The sequence below is a fragment of the Bombilactobacillus sp. ESL1202 genome (assembly GCF_058107125.1).
Map to the genome: position 1 here is coordinate 1,562,244 of NZ_CM176590.1, position 18,868 is coordinate 1,581,111.

Here is an 18,868-nt window from a genome sequence, read left to right on the forward strand (position 1 = left end):
ATGAAAGAAATCTTAATTGCGACCAAAAATCAAAATAAGGCACGCGAATTATTACCGCTTTTGGCGCAAGAAGAAGTGACTCTCAAAACGTTATTGGATTATCCGCAATTTCCAGACACGGCGGAAACGGCGACTACTTTTGCAGGCAATGCTCTGTTAAAAGCTCAAGCTGCCGTGGCGGCTTTTAATGTGCCCACGTTGGCTGATGATTCTGGTTTAATGGTTGATGCCTTGCACGGTCAACCAGGAGTTCGCTCAGCCAGATATGCGGGTGATCATGATGATGCCGCTAATAATGCCCGCTTGCTAGCAGAATTAGGTGGTGTACCGTTGGCAAAACGCACGGCTCATTTTGTGACCACCATGGTTTATTTGGATCCTATTGCAGACCAAAAGTTAGTTGTTCAGGGTCAATTGGATGGCTTGGTTTTAACTGTTCCCCGAGGTGATGATGGCTTTGGTTACGACCCGTTATTTTTGGTACCGGAGTTGAATAAAACGTTAGCGCAATTAACGACGACTCAAAAAAATCAGATTAGTCACCGCGCACAAGCTTTGCAAAAGTTTGTAGCCGCCTACCAGCAGTTGAATGAAGAAGACGAGAAGTGAAATGATAGCACCAAAAAAACAATAAGGTGTTCTATATAAAACAATGTTGATAATTAATTTTCAGCTAACTAGATTGTTAATGGGGCTAGTTAGTTTTTGGTTAGTTTTTTAAAACGAGCAAGGAACCTCTTTTAAGGACGTGATGAATTGCTACATGTTTAAATTTTAGCTGTTTTGTAAATATTTATGGTTTATAATTAATTTATTAAACCAAGGGTGGTGCAAGAGTGTGGTGTTCAAAGCTGTTAAACTAAAAATCTATCCTAACCAAACACAACGGCAACAAATCATCGAAAACTTTGGTGCGGTGCGCTTTGTTTGGAATCAAATGTTAGCGATGCAGCAAGAACGCCACAGTAATGGTGGTCGATTCGTAAGAACTTTTGGCATGAATTATTTGGTTAAACAATTAAAACGAGAATATACATTCTTAAAAAGCGCTGAAGCTACTAGTTTGTTGAATGTTAATAAAAACCTCGGAATTGCCTATGAACGCTTCTTTCACAAGCAAGCTCGTTTCCCGAAGTTCAAATCTAAGCATTATGCCAAGCAAAGTTATACCTGCAATAATGTTAAGCAAAACATTAGAGTCCTGAAGCAACATTATTTGAAATTGCCTAAATTAGGAATCGTCAAATATCGCGGTTGTTCCACCACTGCCAAGATTAAGTCGGCGACAATTAAGCTGAGTCCAGCAGGCAAGTTTTATTGTGTTTTATTGATTGAGTGCGAAAACCAAACACCATTCAAGAAAACGGGTCAAACTGTGGGCTTGGATCTGGGAGTTGCCGATTTAATGATTAGTTCTGATGGTCAAAAGTTTAAAACGGTTCGGTTTGATAATCAGTTATCTCATAAAAAGCGTCAATGGCAACGTAAACTAGCTCGCCGGCGAACTTTGGCTAAAAAGCATGTTTTCATGCATAATCGATTGCATCCTGATAACAAAATTGATCTAAATGATTGTCACAATTATGTTAAAGCTAAGCAGCAAGTTGCCAAGATTTCAGAGCAAATAGCTAATCAGCGCCATTATTATCTAAACAAGTTAACGACCAAATTAGTTAAAGACTATGATGTGATTGTGATTGAAGATTTGAAAACCAAAAATCTGTTGCAAAATCACCATTTAGCTAAAGCCATCGCTAATCAAGCGTGGCGGGAAATTCGACGGCAATTAGAGTATAAATGTGCGTGGCATGGTAAACAATTAATTACTGTCGATCCCAGAAAAACGAGCCAAATCTGTTCACATTGTGGCTATGATGACGGAAAACATGAGTTAGATGTCAGACAGTGGCAATGTCCACAATGTAAAATGCAACATGACCGTGATGTCAATGCTGCGTTAAATATAAAACAATTAGGCTTGGAACAAGCCATGGTCAATTAGGATAAACCGCTACTAAGTTGTCAGACAAAGCTTAGCAAGTTAAGTCTGTTCCCAGAAGCTCGGTACTTTAGTGCCGACGTAGTTCACATTTAATGACATAGATGGAAGTATTGATGATAATACTATGAAAGAGTTTATGAAAAAGAAAAAAAACTTACCTGCTAAATGGACTAGAGAAAAATTAGATTCTTTAGAGGAAATTGGTTTTATTGAGAAGGTCAAAAAGAGACCAATTAAAAGAAGAGTAAGCAAGAAATTCTTGAATGCTATAGGATTAGATATGTAATCTTGACAAAAAATTTCGTAATCTAGGGGAAATCAGAGGGAAATGTTATAGGAAAAAAGCGATGGTTAAGAGGTGTTATGGTAGTGTAAATAATTTAGGGAGCTGGACTAATAGTCTGGCTTTTTTATATCATGAAACTAGCAATAAAACTTACGTCTAATAATCAAAGAATCAAACTCAAATTAAAAGGACTAACTCCGATTGAGTATCGAAAATTAGTCCTAAGTTAAACTTTAAAAATCTACCCTGATTTTGGTGGCATATCATTGTTCGCAGCTTAATGAATTGCGCTCGCAAGACCAGAAGTAATCATCTAACTACAACTCAGGATTCAAGTCAAAAACCGACTTAAATCCTGAGATTAGGTTAGCTTCTTACTTCTAAGCGGTCTTGCTCGCAGCTTAAAAATTGCGCTCACAAAGTCAGAAGTTTGCGTTTAACTACGCCCAGAGTCTCAAGTTAAAGTACAAACTTAAGTCTCTTGGCTAGGTTAATCCTCAACTTCTAAGCGACTTTGTTCGCAGCTTAAAAATTGCGCTCGCAAGACTAGCAACCTATATCTAACTGCGACTAATAACTCAAGATGAAAACCAATCTTAAAGTTATTAGTCTGGGTTAGCTAACGTTTGCTGAACAGTCTTGTTCGCAGCTTATTTAGTTAAGTCTAGTTTATTTTCTGGTAGCGTAATTTTTGCTGCTTGCAAAGCGGCCAGATAAGCTTCCAAAAATTTACGTTTCACAATCAGTTGGGCACCGTTGCGCGTATCAATTTGAATTTGATAGATTAATAAACCATTTTGAACGTCTGTAGGACCTAATAAATGAGGAGCACTAACTAAGTCAGGATCTTCGGGCGTTAATTGTTGGTTAACCTGACTCAAAACTTTCGTAACGGTCTTAACGTTGGTATGGGGAAATAATTGTAAATTAATAATTGTCGTCATATTACCCCGAGAGAGATTTTTGACAATTGTGATATTGCGGTTAGGGACGTAATTCAGAGTGCCATCACTACTGCGAATTTGAGTGGTTCTTAAACCAATATAAGTGACCGTACCCGAGATTTCACCAACAGTAACCGAATCACCAACATCGAATTGTTGTTCAACTAAGATAAAGAAACCAGTTACCACGTCACTTACGAAACCTTGGGCACCAAGACCTAAAGCCAAACTAAAAATTCCTGCGCCAGTAATTAATGTCCCAACGGGCGCACCTAAAATTGATAAGACCATGTAAATGTAAATAAAAGCTAAGAAGTAAAAGTAAATATTTTGCGTCAAAGTAGCAATAGTTCTGGTGCGATTAGAACTAGTTTCATTACTTTTTAAATTGTTGGCAATGCGCGAGACAAAACGTCGCCCTAACTTGTATAACAACCAAAAAGCAATGGAAAGTAAAATGATCTTGATCAGATTACTAACGACGGTATTTAACAGATTAATCCAATATTGAGGATTGTTTAATTGCTGCCAGAACAGTTGATTATGCGCCGCATTATTTGGCTGTTGATTCGTGTTATTATTGTTGAGATTATATTTTCCTAAAAGATTATTCACGTTAAAATTCTCCTTTAAATCAAGAACTAAATTTAAGTATAACCGCAAAAATTGCCGTTGTCATGAATTGATGATAAAATTTAACTGATAACGTAAAAACTGGAGGAATTCAATTATGACATTAGGACAAATAGCCGGTTTAATTGCCGCTTTAGCTTTTGTAGTCTTAGTAATCTTTTTGGGAATGATGTTAGTTCAATTAGCCAAAGTTTTGAAGAATTTGCAGGCCACGGTGGAAGAAACCACGAAAACTGTGAAAACTTTGACTATTGATGTTGATAAGATTGCGAATCAAGGTAATGACTTAACAGCTAAAGTTAATGTATTAATGGATGACGTTAATGAAAAAGTTGCTAGTTTAAATCCAATTTTTGGTACTTTGGAAAATGTTGGTACTAGTTTACAAAAAATGACTGACAAATCTGAAACAGAAAGTAAAGGTCATTTTGCTAAATTAAGTCCCAAGACTGCCGGTAAATTAGCAAAAGCTGCTTGGAAAATTTATCGAAGAAAATAAAGAGGTTCTTAAAAATGGCAAAGGGAAAGTTTATTCTAGGAACAATTGTGGGTACTGGTTTAACTTATTGGACTTTGAAGCAATGGCAAGCTCACCGCAGTGAAATTACCGATTACTTAATTGAACGTTTTAGTAAGTTACCGCAAACCAAATTTGATGTTGCCCAACAACTTTTTGATAACGACACACACAAATTACAGCAAGCATTAGCGGCTGGTCAAACGAGTGCTGTGCAAACTAATTTTGATGATATTAAATTAGATGAAAGTCAAATTGTGACACCTAGTAAGGAAGATTAGGCTAATTTTTTATAGTGAACATAAAAATGTGCTTGCTAGTTTTATTTTAAAATAGAAATTTCAATCTGTAGTGAAGAAAGCTGACCGAATTGAGGTCAGCTTTTTTTGTATTAGCGGAGAAAAATAATCCAACACTAGTGTTGGATCTTAAGAAAAACTTAAACTGTTTAAGAAATCTTAACATTTAGAAACTGCAGATTTTTCAAAAAAACATTCACAAGGACTAAGGCGATGAAAATAGGATTTGTGCCAGATATGTGAAAAAATAAAATGTTCGTTTTGGGTCACGTATAAATCAAAATCAGCTTGTGAGAGCCTTTTTATAAAAATAGTGTTTGATTTATCACTGATTAACTAAGTATAATATGAGATATATCAGAGAATAAGATTATTGTTAACTTATTATTCGATAAATAACGTTTGCTAATAAGGACTGACAATAATCAAAATTGTGTGAGAAATATAAGGATTTAAGATTATAGAAGGAGAAGATTCAAATGAATAGAAGAAAAAGACTATTAGCAACGATGGGCGTGACACTGTTTTCATCAACGTTATGGTTGACGGCTAATAAAACCACCACTAAAGCAGACACTGTTAATGATCAAGGCAAGTTTGATCAGGCAGCTCCCGGAGAAGAAATTCAGACGACCGATCCCAGTGAAATAAATGGAATCGGCAATCGGCAATCGGCAATCGGCAATCGGCAATCGGCAATCGGCAATCGGCAATCGGCAATCGGCAATCGGCAATCGGCAATCGGCAATACTGCAGATAGCAGTTTAAATGAATCAACTAATAACAATCAGCCAGTAATGGGCGGTACTACTGTAAACAGTACCAATAGTTCGGTAGGTAGCTCTGATGTAAGCGATAACAATAATGGCGATACAAATAGCAATATTACTAATAGTAGTGCTGCAAACGCAAATTCAGTAGTTAATGAAGTACCAAATCGACCAGATAATTCCGAGATAAATTCTTCCAAGCAGCCAACAGATACAATAAACAGTGACAGTGGTGAAGCGGCAGTACATAATAATGAAGAAACGACCCAACCAAGTATCGCTAACCTTGATGGTAACGGAATTGTAACTGTAACGACTTCTCAACAATTTATTGCTGCTTTTCAGAGTTCTAGTACTAAAAAAATTATTATATCTAAAGATTTGATAATTAAAACTTCTTCTTCTCTGGTTGCCAGTAGTGCAGATTTAACGATTGAAAGTGAACCTGATACACAACACATATTGGAATTTAAGTATTCATTATCATCGGCATACGAAGCTGGATTATCAACGATGGGAATTTTGAGATTTAATAATTTAACTATTTATTCTAATTATTCTTTTATTGATATGGAATCAAGAAGTGGTGATGTCTATATATGTAATTCCAATATATATGGCAATGCGTTATTTATATCGGAATCTGATAGTAGCAAAACGGAATTGTACTTAAGTGGTATTAATACAATAAATAATGTACCTTCATATATATCACCTATAAATGGTTTAAAGGTATCAGTTAAATCTGCTATTCTATTTACAGTTTGGGTTAGCAAGAATTCAAAACTAATCTTTGAAGATGATTCACAAACTACTTTTAATTTACTTAGAACTCTGGATGGACAGATGGTCGTATTTTATATGACCGAAGCATTGGTTGAATTATGTAATAATGCCAAAGTTATTATTAATTCTAATACGACTAAGACAGACATGAGAATTTTTAATGTTGACGTAAATAGTCAAATCAAGATGGATGATAGTTCAGAATTAACATTGAATTTAAAAGAGGATGAGAATAGCTATACACTAGCCTTTTATTTGGATGGTATTTTGGATATTGATAATAATGCACGTCTTAGTGTTACCACTGATGGATATATTATGGATGGTGGTAATGTGTTTTTGGGTGCTGGTAAACTAAATATCAATAAAAATGGTATTTTACAAATTAACTGTTCTAACATGACAACTTCTACCGATTTGAGTATTATTAATACTGCATTAAATGTTGATGGTGGTAGTTTGAGTATTTTAACTGATGGGGATGGCAAAATTGTTGATATTTGTGGTTCAAAAACAGTCACTGTTAAAGATCCAGTTGATTTTGTCTTAGATGCCGGAGATAATGACCAAGTTCAATTTTTTAACGGTAATGTCAATTTTAACTTTAATAATATCAAATTTGTTGATAGTAAGTCAAAATTGCATGTTCTTAAAAAACTTAATTTTAAGTTAAATAGTGACACTGTACAAACTATTATTCAAAATGTAACTAATGAAGATTTAAGTGATATTGTTGGAACATCACGAGCAGATGAAATAGCGGTTAAGTCTATTTTGGAAAATCATACTTTCTTAGGCAAACACTTTGGAACAGACTTAAGTTTAGTAAATTTTGTTGACAATTCAATTCATACATCACCTGATGATAACAAAGTGACTGGTAAAACCAGTTTACCTGATGCAAATATTCATGTTCAAATTAAACGTGGTGCTCATTTAATTGATTTTCCTAATAATTCTAATTTAGTTGAAAATGGTGATAATTGGCGCAAACCTTTGTACATTACCCATTCAGATGCTAATGGTAACTTTAGTTTTGTTATTCCAGATGGTATTTTACAAAAAGGTGACCATTTAGTTTTAACTGCTGAAAAAGACTTTCAAGATAGTCCAGTTTATGATTTAGATACAGCAGTGTTATTTGAATATCAAACCGCACTCTCAGCTTTAGAGACTCAATTTAATACCGATAAATCCGCTTTAGAAGGTATGGCTACTAATCTGGATAATACGAACGATTTAATTACTTCTTTAACAACTGCTTACACTACCGCAGTTAATAATGTTAAGACAGCCAATTCAGTTACCGACATTGATACTGCTAAGCAAAATGGTTTAACTGCGATGGCTGGCGTCATGGATTTACCGAAAGCGCAAAATGATGCTTTAAATAGTTTGAAAGCTAAGTATAATGGCACTAATGGTGCTCTGCCAGCAATTAACGGTTTAAATAATCTAACTTCTGATAAAATTTCTTACTTTAATGACGAAACCACTGGTCAAGTACCATTAGCTTATCAACAAGCTGTCACAAATATTAAAGCTGCTACTGATTCAACAGCTGCTACTAATGCAGGCGGTGTTGGTGAACAAAAGTTAACTGATTTAGTTACTTTGGCTACAGCTTTAGATACTGCTCTTGGTCAATTAAAAGAGAAGTTAAATGCTTCTTTAGAAACGGTTAATAAGCTAAGTCAAGCTCAAGGTCATAGTTTAAGCGCTGACCAAATTAACTATTTTAATGAAAATGATGAGACGCAAGTAGGTTTAATTTATCAGGCTTACCAAACGGCTGTAGATCAAATTGAGGCAACAACAACTAGCGCAGCTGCCCATGCCACTGAAACTACAGCGGAAAGTATTTTAAATACGTTAGTTGATTTAGCAACTAAGTTTAATGATGCCAACCATGGTATCAACGGCTTAAGTCAAGCTAATGGTGGACATTTAAGTGCCGCTGAAGTTAGTGCCGCGTTAACGCCAATTGATCAAAATGTTAAAGCTATTGTCACGGCTTATCAACAAGCAAGTACAGCCACGGCTAAAGAGAATTTAATTAAGCAAGGTGTGGTGGACTTAGCCAAAGGTTTAGCTAGTGGTCAACTCAAAGATTGTGTTAATCAGGCCAAGACTGATTTGAATGCTTTAAGTACGGCTCAAGGTGGTGCTTTAAGTCAAGAACTAGTTAATGGTTATATCGATCAAATTACGCATGCTCAGACTGGTGAACAGGCAAAAGGTCAAGCTAACATTGACCAAGCTGGTACTGCTGGTGATGCGAATAGCGCCTTTACTACCGCCCAAGCAGCTATTAATGAGATTGTGCAAGGCGCTCAAGGTGTGGCCGGTGTTAACAATGGTTTCTTAACAGACGATACGGAGAATGGTTTAGCTGGTTGGATTGAGGCAGCTAAACAACAGATTAAGGACTTACAACATTTGACGGTGGGCAGTGATCCATCTGATACAAATGAGCAAGTTGGCAAATTGTGGTCATTAGTGGACAATGTTCAAAAAGAGATTACCAAAGATGTTAATAATTTAGGTGCTGGTGGTTTAACTGATGCTTTTAAAGCTGACGAAAAAGCGAAAGTTACAAAGATCACCGACTTGGCGGATAAGATTAATGCCGCTATGGCTGAGTTAAAGACTCAACATGACAACGCCAATACGACAATTAATGGTTTACCAAATTTATCAACGGCTCAGGATAAGAAAAAGTACACTGACCAAGTGGATCTTGCTTATGAAACGGCAACGAACAATTTAAATACCATTACTGACCAAACGACCGAGGATGATGTAACAAATGTTGAAAACACTGGTTTATTAGGAATTGCGCAATGCTTGGCCAGTGGTCAACTACAAGATCACGTCACTGACGTGATTAATCAAATTAATAATTTGACCCATTTAAATAGTTCAGAAAAACAGAGGTATCAAGAACAAATTACCAAGCCACAAACCGGTGCACAAGCCAAAGGTCAAGCTACCATTACGGCAGCTACTAGTGTGGACGAGGTAACAACTGCTTATCAAGGAACAGATGGTCATGGTGGTGCTAAAGCTAAGCTGGATCAAATTTTAACGACTGCGCAAACTGCTGATAATAGTAAGTCAGACTTTTTAACTGAGTTGCAAAATCTATTAACCGCGGCGCAAGATAAGATTAATGGACAAGGAGCTGATGGTTTACACAGTTTATTAAATGGTGATGTTCAGGATCCTAATCAACCAAATCAAGTTCAAGATTTATTGGATCAATTACCAACGTTAGAACAATTAACGACTGACGTGAATCAGAGTGATAATTCAGCTGCCTTTCAGACGGCCGAAAAGAAAAAGATTACGGCTGTAACGGATTTAGCCCAAGTGATTGATGCTGACATGCAGGCTTTAACGACGAAGAATACAGCTGCAAAACAAATTATTAGTGGCCTAACTAATATTTCTAATCAACAAGATTATTTAACTTCATTGCAAACAGCTTATGACCAAGCGGCGCAAAATGTTTTTGACCGTCAAGATAATGCCGAAGCTAATGGTGAGTTAGCTTTACAAAAAGTTATGGATCGAGCACAGTTGGCTGATTATGCCCAACAAGCTTTGAATACTTTAGATCATCAAACGGCTTTATCAGCTGAACAATTGGCGGCTTATAAAGCTCAAATTACTAATACCACAACTGGTGCCAAACCAGTTGCTGAGCAAAATATTAAGACGGCTACCAGTATTGAAAAAGCTGATGCTGCTTTAACTGCGGGTAAAACTGCGATTGCTGATGTCTTGGCGCAAGCTAACACTGCTAATAAAGTGACCCAGTGGTATGATACCGAAAAGGTTAATATTACTAATCTTGGTGATGACCAGGCTGGTGGTCATTTGACCACTGTGGCTATAGACGAGACTCATCCAGCCCAAGTACAAGCTTGGTTAGATCAATTAAAGCAGGTTTACAACAATGTTTTGTCCGATATTACAGATTCCAATGTCACTTTTGATGATCGGACGGAACAACAAAAGTTAACGGCTGTAACGGCTTTAGCGAGTGCCATGAATGACGATATGGAACAACTAAATACCAGTCAAACACAAGCTACTAATCAGATTGATAGTTTAAGTCAATTAACCAATGCTCAAAGTTATAAAGATCAAGTTAAAACGGCCTATGATAACGCGGTTAATCAATTAATTGAACTGATTGATTTTAAGAAAACGTCGGTGCAGTTTACCGATCAGACCAATCTTGGCTTAAAGAAAATCGCGCAAGCTTTGGCGGGTGCGCAACTGCAAGATTGTGTCAACAAAGCGCAGAGTGATTTGAATGCTTTAAGTACGGCTCAAGGTGGTGCTTTAAGTCAAGATCAAGTTAATGGTTATCTTGATCAAATTACGCATGTCCAGACTGGTGAGCAGGCTAAAGGTCAAGCGAACATTGACCAAGCTGGTACTGCAAGTGATGCGAATAGTGCTTTTACTACTGCCCAAACAGCTATTAATAAGATTGTGCAAGGCGCTCAAGGTGTAGCTGGTATTAATAGTGGTTTCTTAACAGACGATACTGAGAATGGTTTGGCTGGCTGGATTGAGGCAGCTAAACAACAGATTAAGGCTTTACAACATTTGACCGTCGGTAATACACCAGCTGATACGAGTGCGCAAGTTGGTCAATTATTGGCATTAGTGGACAATGTTCAAAAAGAGATTACCAAAGATGTTAATAATTTAGGTGCTGGTGAGTTAACTGATGTTTTTAAGGATAAAGAAAAAGCGAAAGTTACAAAAATCACCGACTTGGCGAATAAGATTGATGCCGCTATGGAAGAGTTACAGACTCAACATGATAACGCCAATACGACAATCAATGGCTTACCAAACTTAGCGACGGCTCAGGATAAGAAGAAGTACACTGACCAAGTGGATCTTGCTTATGAAACGGCAACGAACAATTTAAATACTATTACTGACCAAACAACACAAGCTCAGGTAACAGAGGTTGAAGACACTGGTTTATTAGGAATTGCGCAAGGATTAGCGAGTGGCCAACTTCAAGATCACGCAACAGATGTGATTAATCAAATTAATAATTTGACCCATTTAAGTAGTGCAGAAAAGCAAAAGTATCAAGAACAAATTACCAAGCCACAAACTGGTGAACAAGCCAAAGGTCAAGAAAATATTAATGCCGCGACTGATGCCCAAGGAGCTGCTGATGCTTTTGGTGGTACTAATGGTGCCAAAATTAAATTGGATCAAATTTTAACGACTGCGCAAACTGCTGATAATAATAAGTCAAACTTTTTAACTGAATTACAGAATCTATTAACCGCGGCGCAAGATAAGATTAAGGGACAAGGAACTGATGGTTTACACAACTTATTAGGTGCTAATTCAGAAGATTTGAACCAACCTAATCAAATTCAAAAATTGCTGGATCAATTACCAACGTTAGAACAATTAACGACTGACGTGAATCAGAGTGATAATTCAGCTGCCTTCCAGACGTCCGAAAAGAAAAAGATTACAGCTGTGACGGATTTAGCCCAAGTGATTGATATCGACATGCAGGTTTTAACGGCGAAGAATACAGCTGCAAAACAAATCATTAGTGGCCTAACTAATATTTCTAATCAACAAGATTATTTAACTTCATTACAAACAGCTTATGACCAAGCGGCGCAAAATGTTTTTGAACGTCAAGATAATGCCGAAGTTAGTGGTGAGTTAGCTTTACAAAAAGTTATGGATCGAGCACAGTTGGCTGATTATGCCCAACAAGCTTTGAATACTTTAGATAATCAAACGGCTTTATCTTCAGAACAATTGGTGGCTTATAAAGCTCAAATTACTGATGTCACAACTGGTGCCAAACCAGTTGCTGAGCAAAATATTAAGACGGCCACCAGTATTGAAAAAGCTGATGCTGCCTTGGCAGATGGAAAAACTGCCATTGATAATATCTTAGCGCAAGCTAACACCGCGAATAAAGTGACACAGTGGTATGATACCGAAAAGGTTAATATTACTAATCTTGGTGAAGACCAGGCTGATGGTCATTTAACTACTGTGGCTATAGATGAGACTCATCCAGCCCAAGTACAAGCTTGGTTAGATCAATTAAAACAGGTTTACAACAATGTTTTGTCTGATATTACAGATTCCAATGTCACTTTTGAGGATACGACTGAACAACAAAAGTTAACGGCTGTAACGGCTTTAGCGAGTGCCATGAATGACGATATGGAACAACTAAATACCAGTCAAACACAAGCAACTAGTCAGATTGATAGTTTAAGTCAATTAACCAATGCGCAAAGTTATAAAGAACAAGTTAAAACGGCCTATGATGATGCAGTCAATCAATTAACTGAACTGATTGATTTTAATAAAACGACGGTGCAGTTTACCGATCAGACCAATCTCGGCTTAAAGAAAATTGCGCAAGGTTTGGCGAGTGCGCAACTGCAAAATTGTGTCAATCAAGCGCATGATGATTTGAATGCTTTAAGTACGGCTCAAGGTGGTGCTTTAAGTCAAGACCAAGTTAACGGTTATCTTGATCAAATTACGCATGCCCAAACTGGTGCACAAGCTAATGGTCAAGCTAACATTGATAGTGCGAATGATGCCAATGCTGCTAATACAGCTTTTACTGAAGCTCAAACGAACATTAATAATATTGTCCAAGCGGCTCAAGGTGTAGCCGGTGTTAATAGTGGCTTCTTAACAGATACTACTGAGAATGGTTTGGCTGGCTGGATTGAGGCAGCTAAACAACAGATTAAGGCTTTACAACATTTGACCGTCGGTAATACACCAGCTGATACGAGTGCGCAAGTTGGTCAATTATTGGCATTAGTGGACAATGTTCAAAAAGAGATTACCAAAGATGTTAATAATTTAGGTGCTGGTGAATTAACTGATGCTTTTAAGGATAAAGAAAAAGCGAAAGTTACAAAGATTACCGACTTGGCGGATAAGATTAATGCCGCCATGGATGAGTTACAGACTCAATATGATAACGCCAATACGACAATTAATCGTTTACCAAACTTAGCGACGGCTCAGGATAAGAAGAAGTACACTGACCAAGTGGATCTTGCTTATGAGACGGCAACGAACAATTTAAATACCATTACTGATCAAACAACACAAGCTCAGGTAACAGAGATTGAAGATACTGGTTTATTAGGAATTGCGCAAGGCTTAGCCAGTGGTCAACTACAAGATTGTGTCAACAAAGCACAAACTGACCTGAATGCTTTAAGCACCACGAACGGTGGTCATTTAAGTTCTGGTGTCATTCAGGGTTATGTGGATCAAATTACGCATGCCCAGACTGGTGAGCAGGCAAAAGGTCAAGCTAACATTGATAGTGCGAGTGACGCCAACGGTGCGAATAGTGCCTTTACCACTGCCCAAACAGCTATTAATAAGATTGTTCAAGCTGCTCAAGGTGTGGCCGGTGTTAATAGTGGCTTCTTAACAGACGATACCGATAATGGTTTGGCTGGCTGGATTGAGGCAGCTAAACAACAGATTAAGGACTTAAAACATTTGACGGTTGGCAGTAATCCATCCGATACAAATGAGCAAGTTGGCAAATTGTGGGCTTTAATAGACGACGTTCAAGCAGTGATTACGACTGATTTAAATAATTTAGCTGCTAATGGCTTAACTGAAGAATGGAAGACCAACGAAAAAGCTAAAATTACGCCGATTATTACCTTAGCCACGAACTTGGATAAAGCCATGGATAATCTACAAACTGCTAAAAATGATGCCAAACAAACCATCGACACTAATTTAACCGCCTTAACTAATCCACAAAATTATAAAGATAACATTGATGGTGCTTATAATACGGCCGTGGGTAACTTAGATTCCTTGATTGCTACAACGACAATGCCAGCTAAAATTAATGATGCTGTTAAGGCTGGTCTAAAACAAATTGCCCAGAAGTTAGCTAGTGCGCAACTTCAAAATGGGGTCACGGCTGCTGTTAATCAAATTGATGCTTTAACGCATTTGACAAATGAACAAAAGCAACAGTATAAAGAACAAATTACAAGTTCTGATTCAAATAAAGAAACCGAACAAGCCAAAGGTCAAGCAACGATTGATCAAGCTGCTGATGCAGACTCTGCCACTATTGCTTATCAAGCTGCTCAAAAAAAGATTAACAATATTGTCAGTCAAGCTACGACTGCTGATGAAGTTACGCAATGGTACAATGACGAAGCTGAGAAGATTCGTAATTTAGGCGACAATAAACAAGGTCATTTAACAACCACAGCACCTGATGTTGAACATCAATCTCAAGTTGGTAAATTATTAGCTGATTTAGCGACAGCTTACAATGGAGTCTTGAGTGATCTGAAAAATCCTAGTTCCGACTTCAACTTGGAAACGGAAAAACAGAAGTTAATTGCGGTAACTGCTAAAGCAACGGCCATGAATACCGCCATGAGTGTGGTTAATTCAGCTGTTACTGCCGCTAATACTGCTATTGGTAAGTTGGATCAATTAACTGACCAACAAGCTGGCTTGAAACTACAAGTTACAACAACTAAAGACTCAATTGTTGAACAAATTACTAATGCTACAGCAACAACTGATTTGAACCAATTAGCTCAAAATGGTAAACAAGCTATTAATAAGTTATTGAAGTTACCGCAGGCTCAAAATGATGCTTTAACAGCCTTGCAGACGCAAATTACCACAGCTAAGAATCAGCTTGAGACAACGGCTGGTTTAACGGCTGCGCAAAAGATGCAATTTAAGGAGCAATTAAATCAAGCTCAAACTGCTTTAACTACTCAAATCAAAGCAGCAGCAAGCGTCGAAGCCATTAACCAAATTCAGCCCCAAGTTATTACGGATTTAACGAGTTTAGCCACTACTTTAGGTCAAGCTAACAACGATTTAAATGGTTTAACTAATATTAGTGTTACTCAACAAACTGATTTCTTAAATCAAGTCAATACGGCAGCTACTACGGCTTTAACTGGTATGAAAGATAGTAACACCGAAGCTACGGCCTTTAACAAAGGAACCGCCGCCATTCAAGCAATTGTGGCTTTAGCGCAACAATTAGCTGCTAATAAGCAAAAGATTAATGATTTAGGTCAAGGTGATAACAAGTTAGACCAAGACCAAATCAATCAATTACAACACCAAGCTGACCAAACAGCAACAACGGGTGTGGCTGCTATTGAAACGGCACAACAAGATTCTAGTAAGACGGCGCAAGATGTCACTAATGCTGCTGGTCAACAAAATAATGCATTAGATCAATTAGTAGCAACTGCTAAACAGAAGCAGAAGTTACAAGCAAGTATTAATCAAGCAGTCAATGACGCCAAGCAAAAGATCAAAGATTTAGGTAAACCAGACAAAGACGGTCACTTAATCGCTGGTCAAGTTAACAACTTATTGGAACAAGTTACAACCGAACAAACAGCGATGTTAAATGATTTAAATGAAGTTACTGATATTAGTCAATTGCCTAATAATTGGTTGGATCAAGAAAAGCAGAAGTTACAACCAACGTTAGACTTAGCCGAGACGATCAATGAAGCCATGCAACAAGTTGACCAGGCAGCAGCGGCCGCCAATGAGGTAATTGCTGGTTTAAATCATTATCAAGCTGACCAAGACAGCTTAAAACAAGATGTTCAAAACCAAAAAGTGCAGGCGATTGCCGCTATCAATCAAGCTAGTTCGACCACATCTATTAACCAAGTGGCTAAAGATGGTGTGGAAAGAATTAAGCAAGTAACAGACTTGAAGCAACAACAAAATGCCGCTTGGAATGCCTTGGATGATGAGTTAAATCGTGAGCAACAAGAATTAGGTAGTTTAGCGCAAGGTGGTAACTTAAGTAGCGATCAAGTTAACCAATTACAACAACAAGTTACAACTGCTTATGAGTCTGGTTTAAACCAAATTAAACAAGAAACGGTGGCCAATAATATAGTTGGTGAACAACAACAAACGATTGAGCAAATGAAACAACAAGTTACTTTGGCACAACAAAAAGCCCAGGCAGTGCAACAGATTAAGCAAACACAAAAACAAGTTCAACAAGCTTATAATGCTGCGAAAGCTTTAAATAGTGATCAACAAACGGCCTTGCAGAGTCAGATTAATCAACAAGCAACAGCAGCTATTAATCAAATCTTAGCTGCGACAGATCAAAGTGGTGTGGATCAGGTTCAACAAACCGGAACTACGCAATTAAATGACACTAAGACTTTGATTAACCACAAGAACCAAGCGATGCAGGAATTAAAACAAACCTGTCAAGATGAACAAGCTAAGATTAACGGCTTGACGCATTATAAGGATCAAATTGGCAGTTTGAAGGGGTTGTTGGAGACCGCTTATCAAGCAGCGCAAGGCAGCATTACTGAAGCTAACTTGTCAGAAGTTGATCCGCACAAACAAACCGGAATTGAAAACATGCAACAAGTGGTTCAAGTGACGAAAGCTAAGGATGATAGTTTGACCACTTTAGAGCAACATTATCAAGATACCAAGGATCATTTGGAGGATTTAACCGACTTAACACCGGAACACAAAGACGATGCACAACATGCAATTGATGTGGCCTATCAAAACGCCAAAGACCAAATTGATCAAAGCCAATCTGCTGAAGATGCCAATGCTGCTGAAGTTACTGGCGAAATTAACATAGACAATGCAGTGATTAAAGTTCAAATTAATCAAGCTATTGTGGCCATTCATCAAGCAGCTGATCAAGCCGTCAAGAACTTAGAGAACAATACCAGTTTAGCCGCTGATAAACGTCAAGATCGGATCTTTGCGGTACGGCATGCTGAAAGTGCGGGCACTGACCAAGTTCAACAAGCAACAAGTGTCGCAGCAGTTAATCAAGCCCAAAATGATTGCATTCAACGCATTAATAGTTTAGCGGGCACGGGTAGTGTCAACTTGGCTGATAATTTAGGTGGTGGCTTGAGTCAAAGTCATAGCGTTCGCAATCCGGGAATTGCCATTGTTAAACCAGATGTCACGGGTGGTTTCATTCACTTGTATGACCAGCAAGGTCACCAGTTGGAGCAAGTCTTAGCCGCCAATACTGATTGGAAAGTCGATTATATTTATACGCAAAATGATGGCACGATGTATTACCGCGTAGGGGCTAATGAATATGTCAAAGCCGACGATGTTAACTACACCAAGATTGGTAAACGCCAAATCATTGATGGAGTAATTACCGCGCAACCAACTGCTGGTCAAGACTTCATCACCGTGTATAGTGATCAAGGTGCCGCGCTGAAGCAACAATTGCCAACAGGCACACAGTGGTTAGTTAATGCCCAAGAAACGTTAGCTGACGGACAAGTTTATTATCAAGTAGCCCCACATCAATATGTGCGAGCCCTTGATGTTACGGTTATGACGGCAGCAATTGTTACGAAGCCCGAAACTGGAACTTTAAGTTTGAAAGAACAAGCGGCACCGATTTATCATTACCAACCACAAATTGGTTTCTTAAGTCGTTCTACGGATAAACATTTAACTCGCCAAGTAACTTGGAACTTCGATCAAGTTCTAACGGTTAACGGTCATCGTTATTATCAAGTTGGTGATAATGATTGGGTTAGAGATGTTGATGTTAAATTGAATTAAAGTTAATTAAAACAAAATAAAAGAAAGTTTTCCGTAAAAAGAAGACTTTCTTTTTTTAATAATTAAAATTATCTTAAAAAGTGTATCTCAAAAATGTTATACTAACTATGTACATAAGGCAAAGGCTAAGCTAGTGGTTTCTTTTATGAAGGAGCGTGAGGCTTATGGTGTAAAAACTATAACAAATCACATTCTGAAGAAGGGAGTAAAGCTTTGTTCTGGGTCGTTCTCGGACATCTTTGTTTGATTTTTAAAAGGTTGTGATCCAAGTCGGTTAGCAGTTGCGCACTAACGCTATTAAATTTCAAAGTTGAATTTTACTTTGAAAATTTAATAACGTTAGGCACAAACTGTTGACTTGGAGAACGCAATAAGTAGATTAAATTATTGTTGTCAAAATCAGCAAAGATCTTCGGAAATAAGATCTTAAACGCAAAGTCCCTATTTAGCTTCAAAGCTTAGCAGGGGCTAAATTATTTTATAAGAAGCCGCTTTTAGCAGCCTTATGAGAAGTTGGTGTTCCTGCACCAACTTCGATTTACATAAATTGTAACACGTTTAGCTGGAAAATTAAAATGTTACAGTTGATTTTTACATAAGGCAAAGGCTAAGCTAGTGGCTTCTTTATGAAGGAGCGTGAGGCTTATGGTGTAAAAACTGTAACAAATTACATTCTGAAGAAAGGAATAAAGCTTTGTTCTGGGTCGTTCTCGGACTTCTTTGTTTGATTTCTAAAATGCTGTGATTCAAAGTCGGTTAGCAGTTGCGCACTAACGCTATTAAATTTCAAAGTTGAGTTTTACTTTAAAAATCTAGTAACGTTAGGCAAAAACTGTTGACTTGGATAACGCAATAAGTAGATTAAATTATCGTTGTCAAAATCAGCAAAGATCTTCGAAAATAAGATCTTAAACACAAAGTCCCTACTTAGCTTCATTCGATTGCCGGATTGCTGAGATTGAAATTGTTGGGT

General features: G+C 37.6%; 7 protein-coding genes. 6 read left to right on the top strand and 1 reads right to left on the bottom strand.

Annotated elements, in window-relative coordinates; all coding sequences use genetic code 11:
• The 3 genes from AC3B7A_RS06925 (at position 1) to AC3B7A_RS06935 (ending at position 2,288) form a co-directional block, all read left to right on the top strand.
• Positions 1–609 (top strand): XTP/dITP diphosphatase, encoded by a 609-nt coding sequence (locus AC3B7A_RS06925; RefSeq protein WP_489755395.1) that lies wholly within the window; start codon positions 1–3, stop codon positions 607–609.
• Between the two features lie 229 nt (positions 610–838).
• Entirely contained in the window at positions 839–2,002 is a 1,164-nt protein-coding gene (locus AC3B7A_RS06930) for an RNA-guided endonuclease TnpB family protein (protein WP_489755396.1), read from the top strand.
• Between the two features lie 124 nt (positions 2,003–2,126).
• Positions 2,127–2,288 carry a hypothetical protein gene (locus tag AC3B7A_RS06935; RefSeq protein ID WP_489755397.1) on the top strand — a complete coding sequence of 54 codons (162 nt, stop codon included), beginning with the start codon at positions 2,127–2,129 and terminating at the stop codon, positions 2,286–2,288.
• Between the two features lie 650 nt (positions 2,289–2,938).
• Here AC3B7A_RS06935 and AC3B7A_RS06940 read toward each other — a convergent pair.
• Positions 2,939–3,847, bottom strand: a complete 909-nt coding sequence (locus AC3B7A_RS06940; RefSeq protein ID WP_489755398.1) for a mechanosensitive ion channel family protein — start codon at positions 3,845–3,847, stop codon at positions 2,939–2,941.
• A 115-nt stretch (positions 3,848–3,962) separates the two neighbouring features.
• On the opposite strand from AC3B7A_RS06940, the gene AC3B7A_RS06945 reads away from it, so the two are divergent.
• From AC3B7A_RS06945 to AC3B7A_RS06955, 3 genes are all read left to right on the top strand, one after another.
• A complete protein-coding gene (locus tag AC3B7A_RS06945) occupies positions 3,963–4,364 on the top strand; it encodes a DUF948 domain-containing protein (protein ID WP_489755399.1) in 402 nt (133 codons plus the stop codon).
• 14 nt (positions 4,365–4,378) lie between these two features.
• A complete protein-coding gene (locus tag AC3B7A_RS06950; RefSeq protein WP_489755400.1) occupies positions 4,379–4,663 on the top strand; it encodes a hypothetical protein in 285 nt (94 codons plus the stop codon).
• A 497-nt stretch (positions 4,664–5,160) separates the two neighbouring features.
• Positions 5,161–17,895: an SLAP domain-containing protein gene (locus AC3B7A_RS06955; protein ID WP_489755401.1), complete on the top strand. Its 12,735-nt coding sequence runs from the start codon at positions 5,161–5,163 to the stop codon at positions 17,893–17,895.
• Positions 17,896–18,868 lie beyond the last annotated feature (973 nt).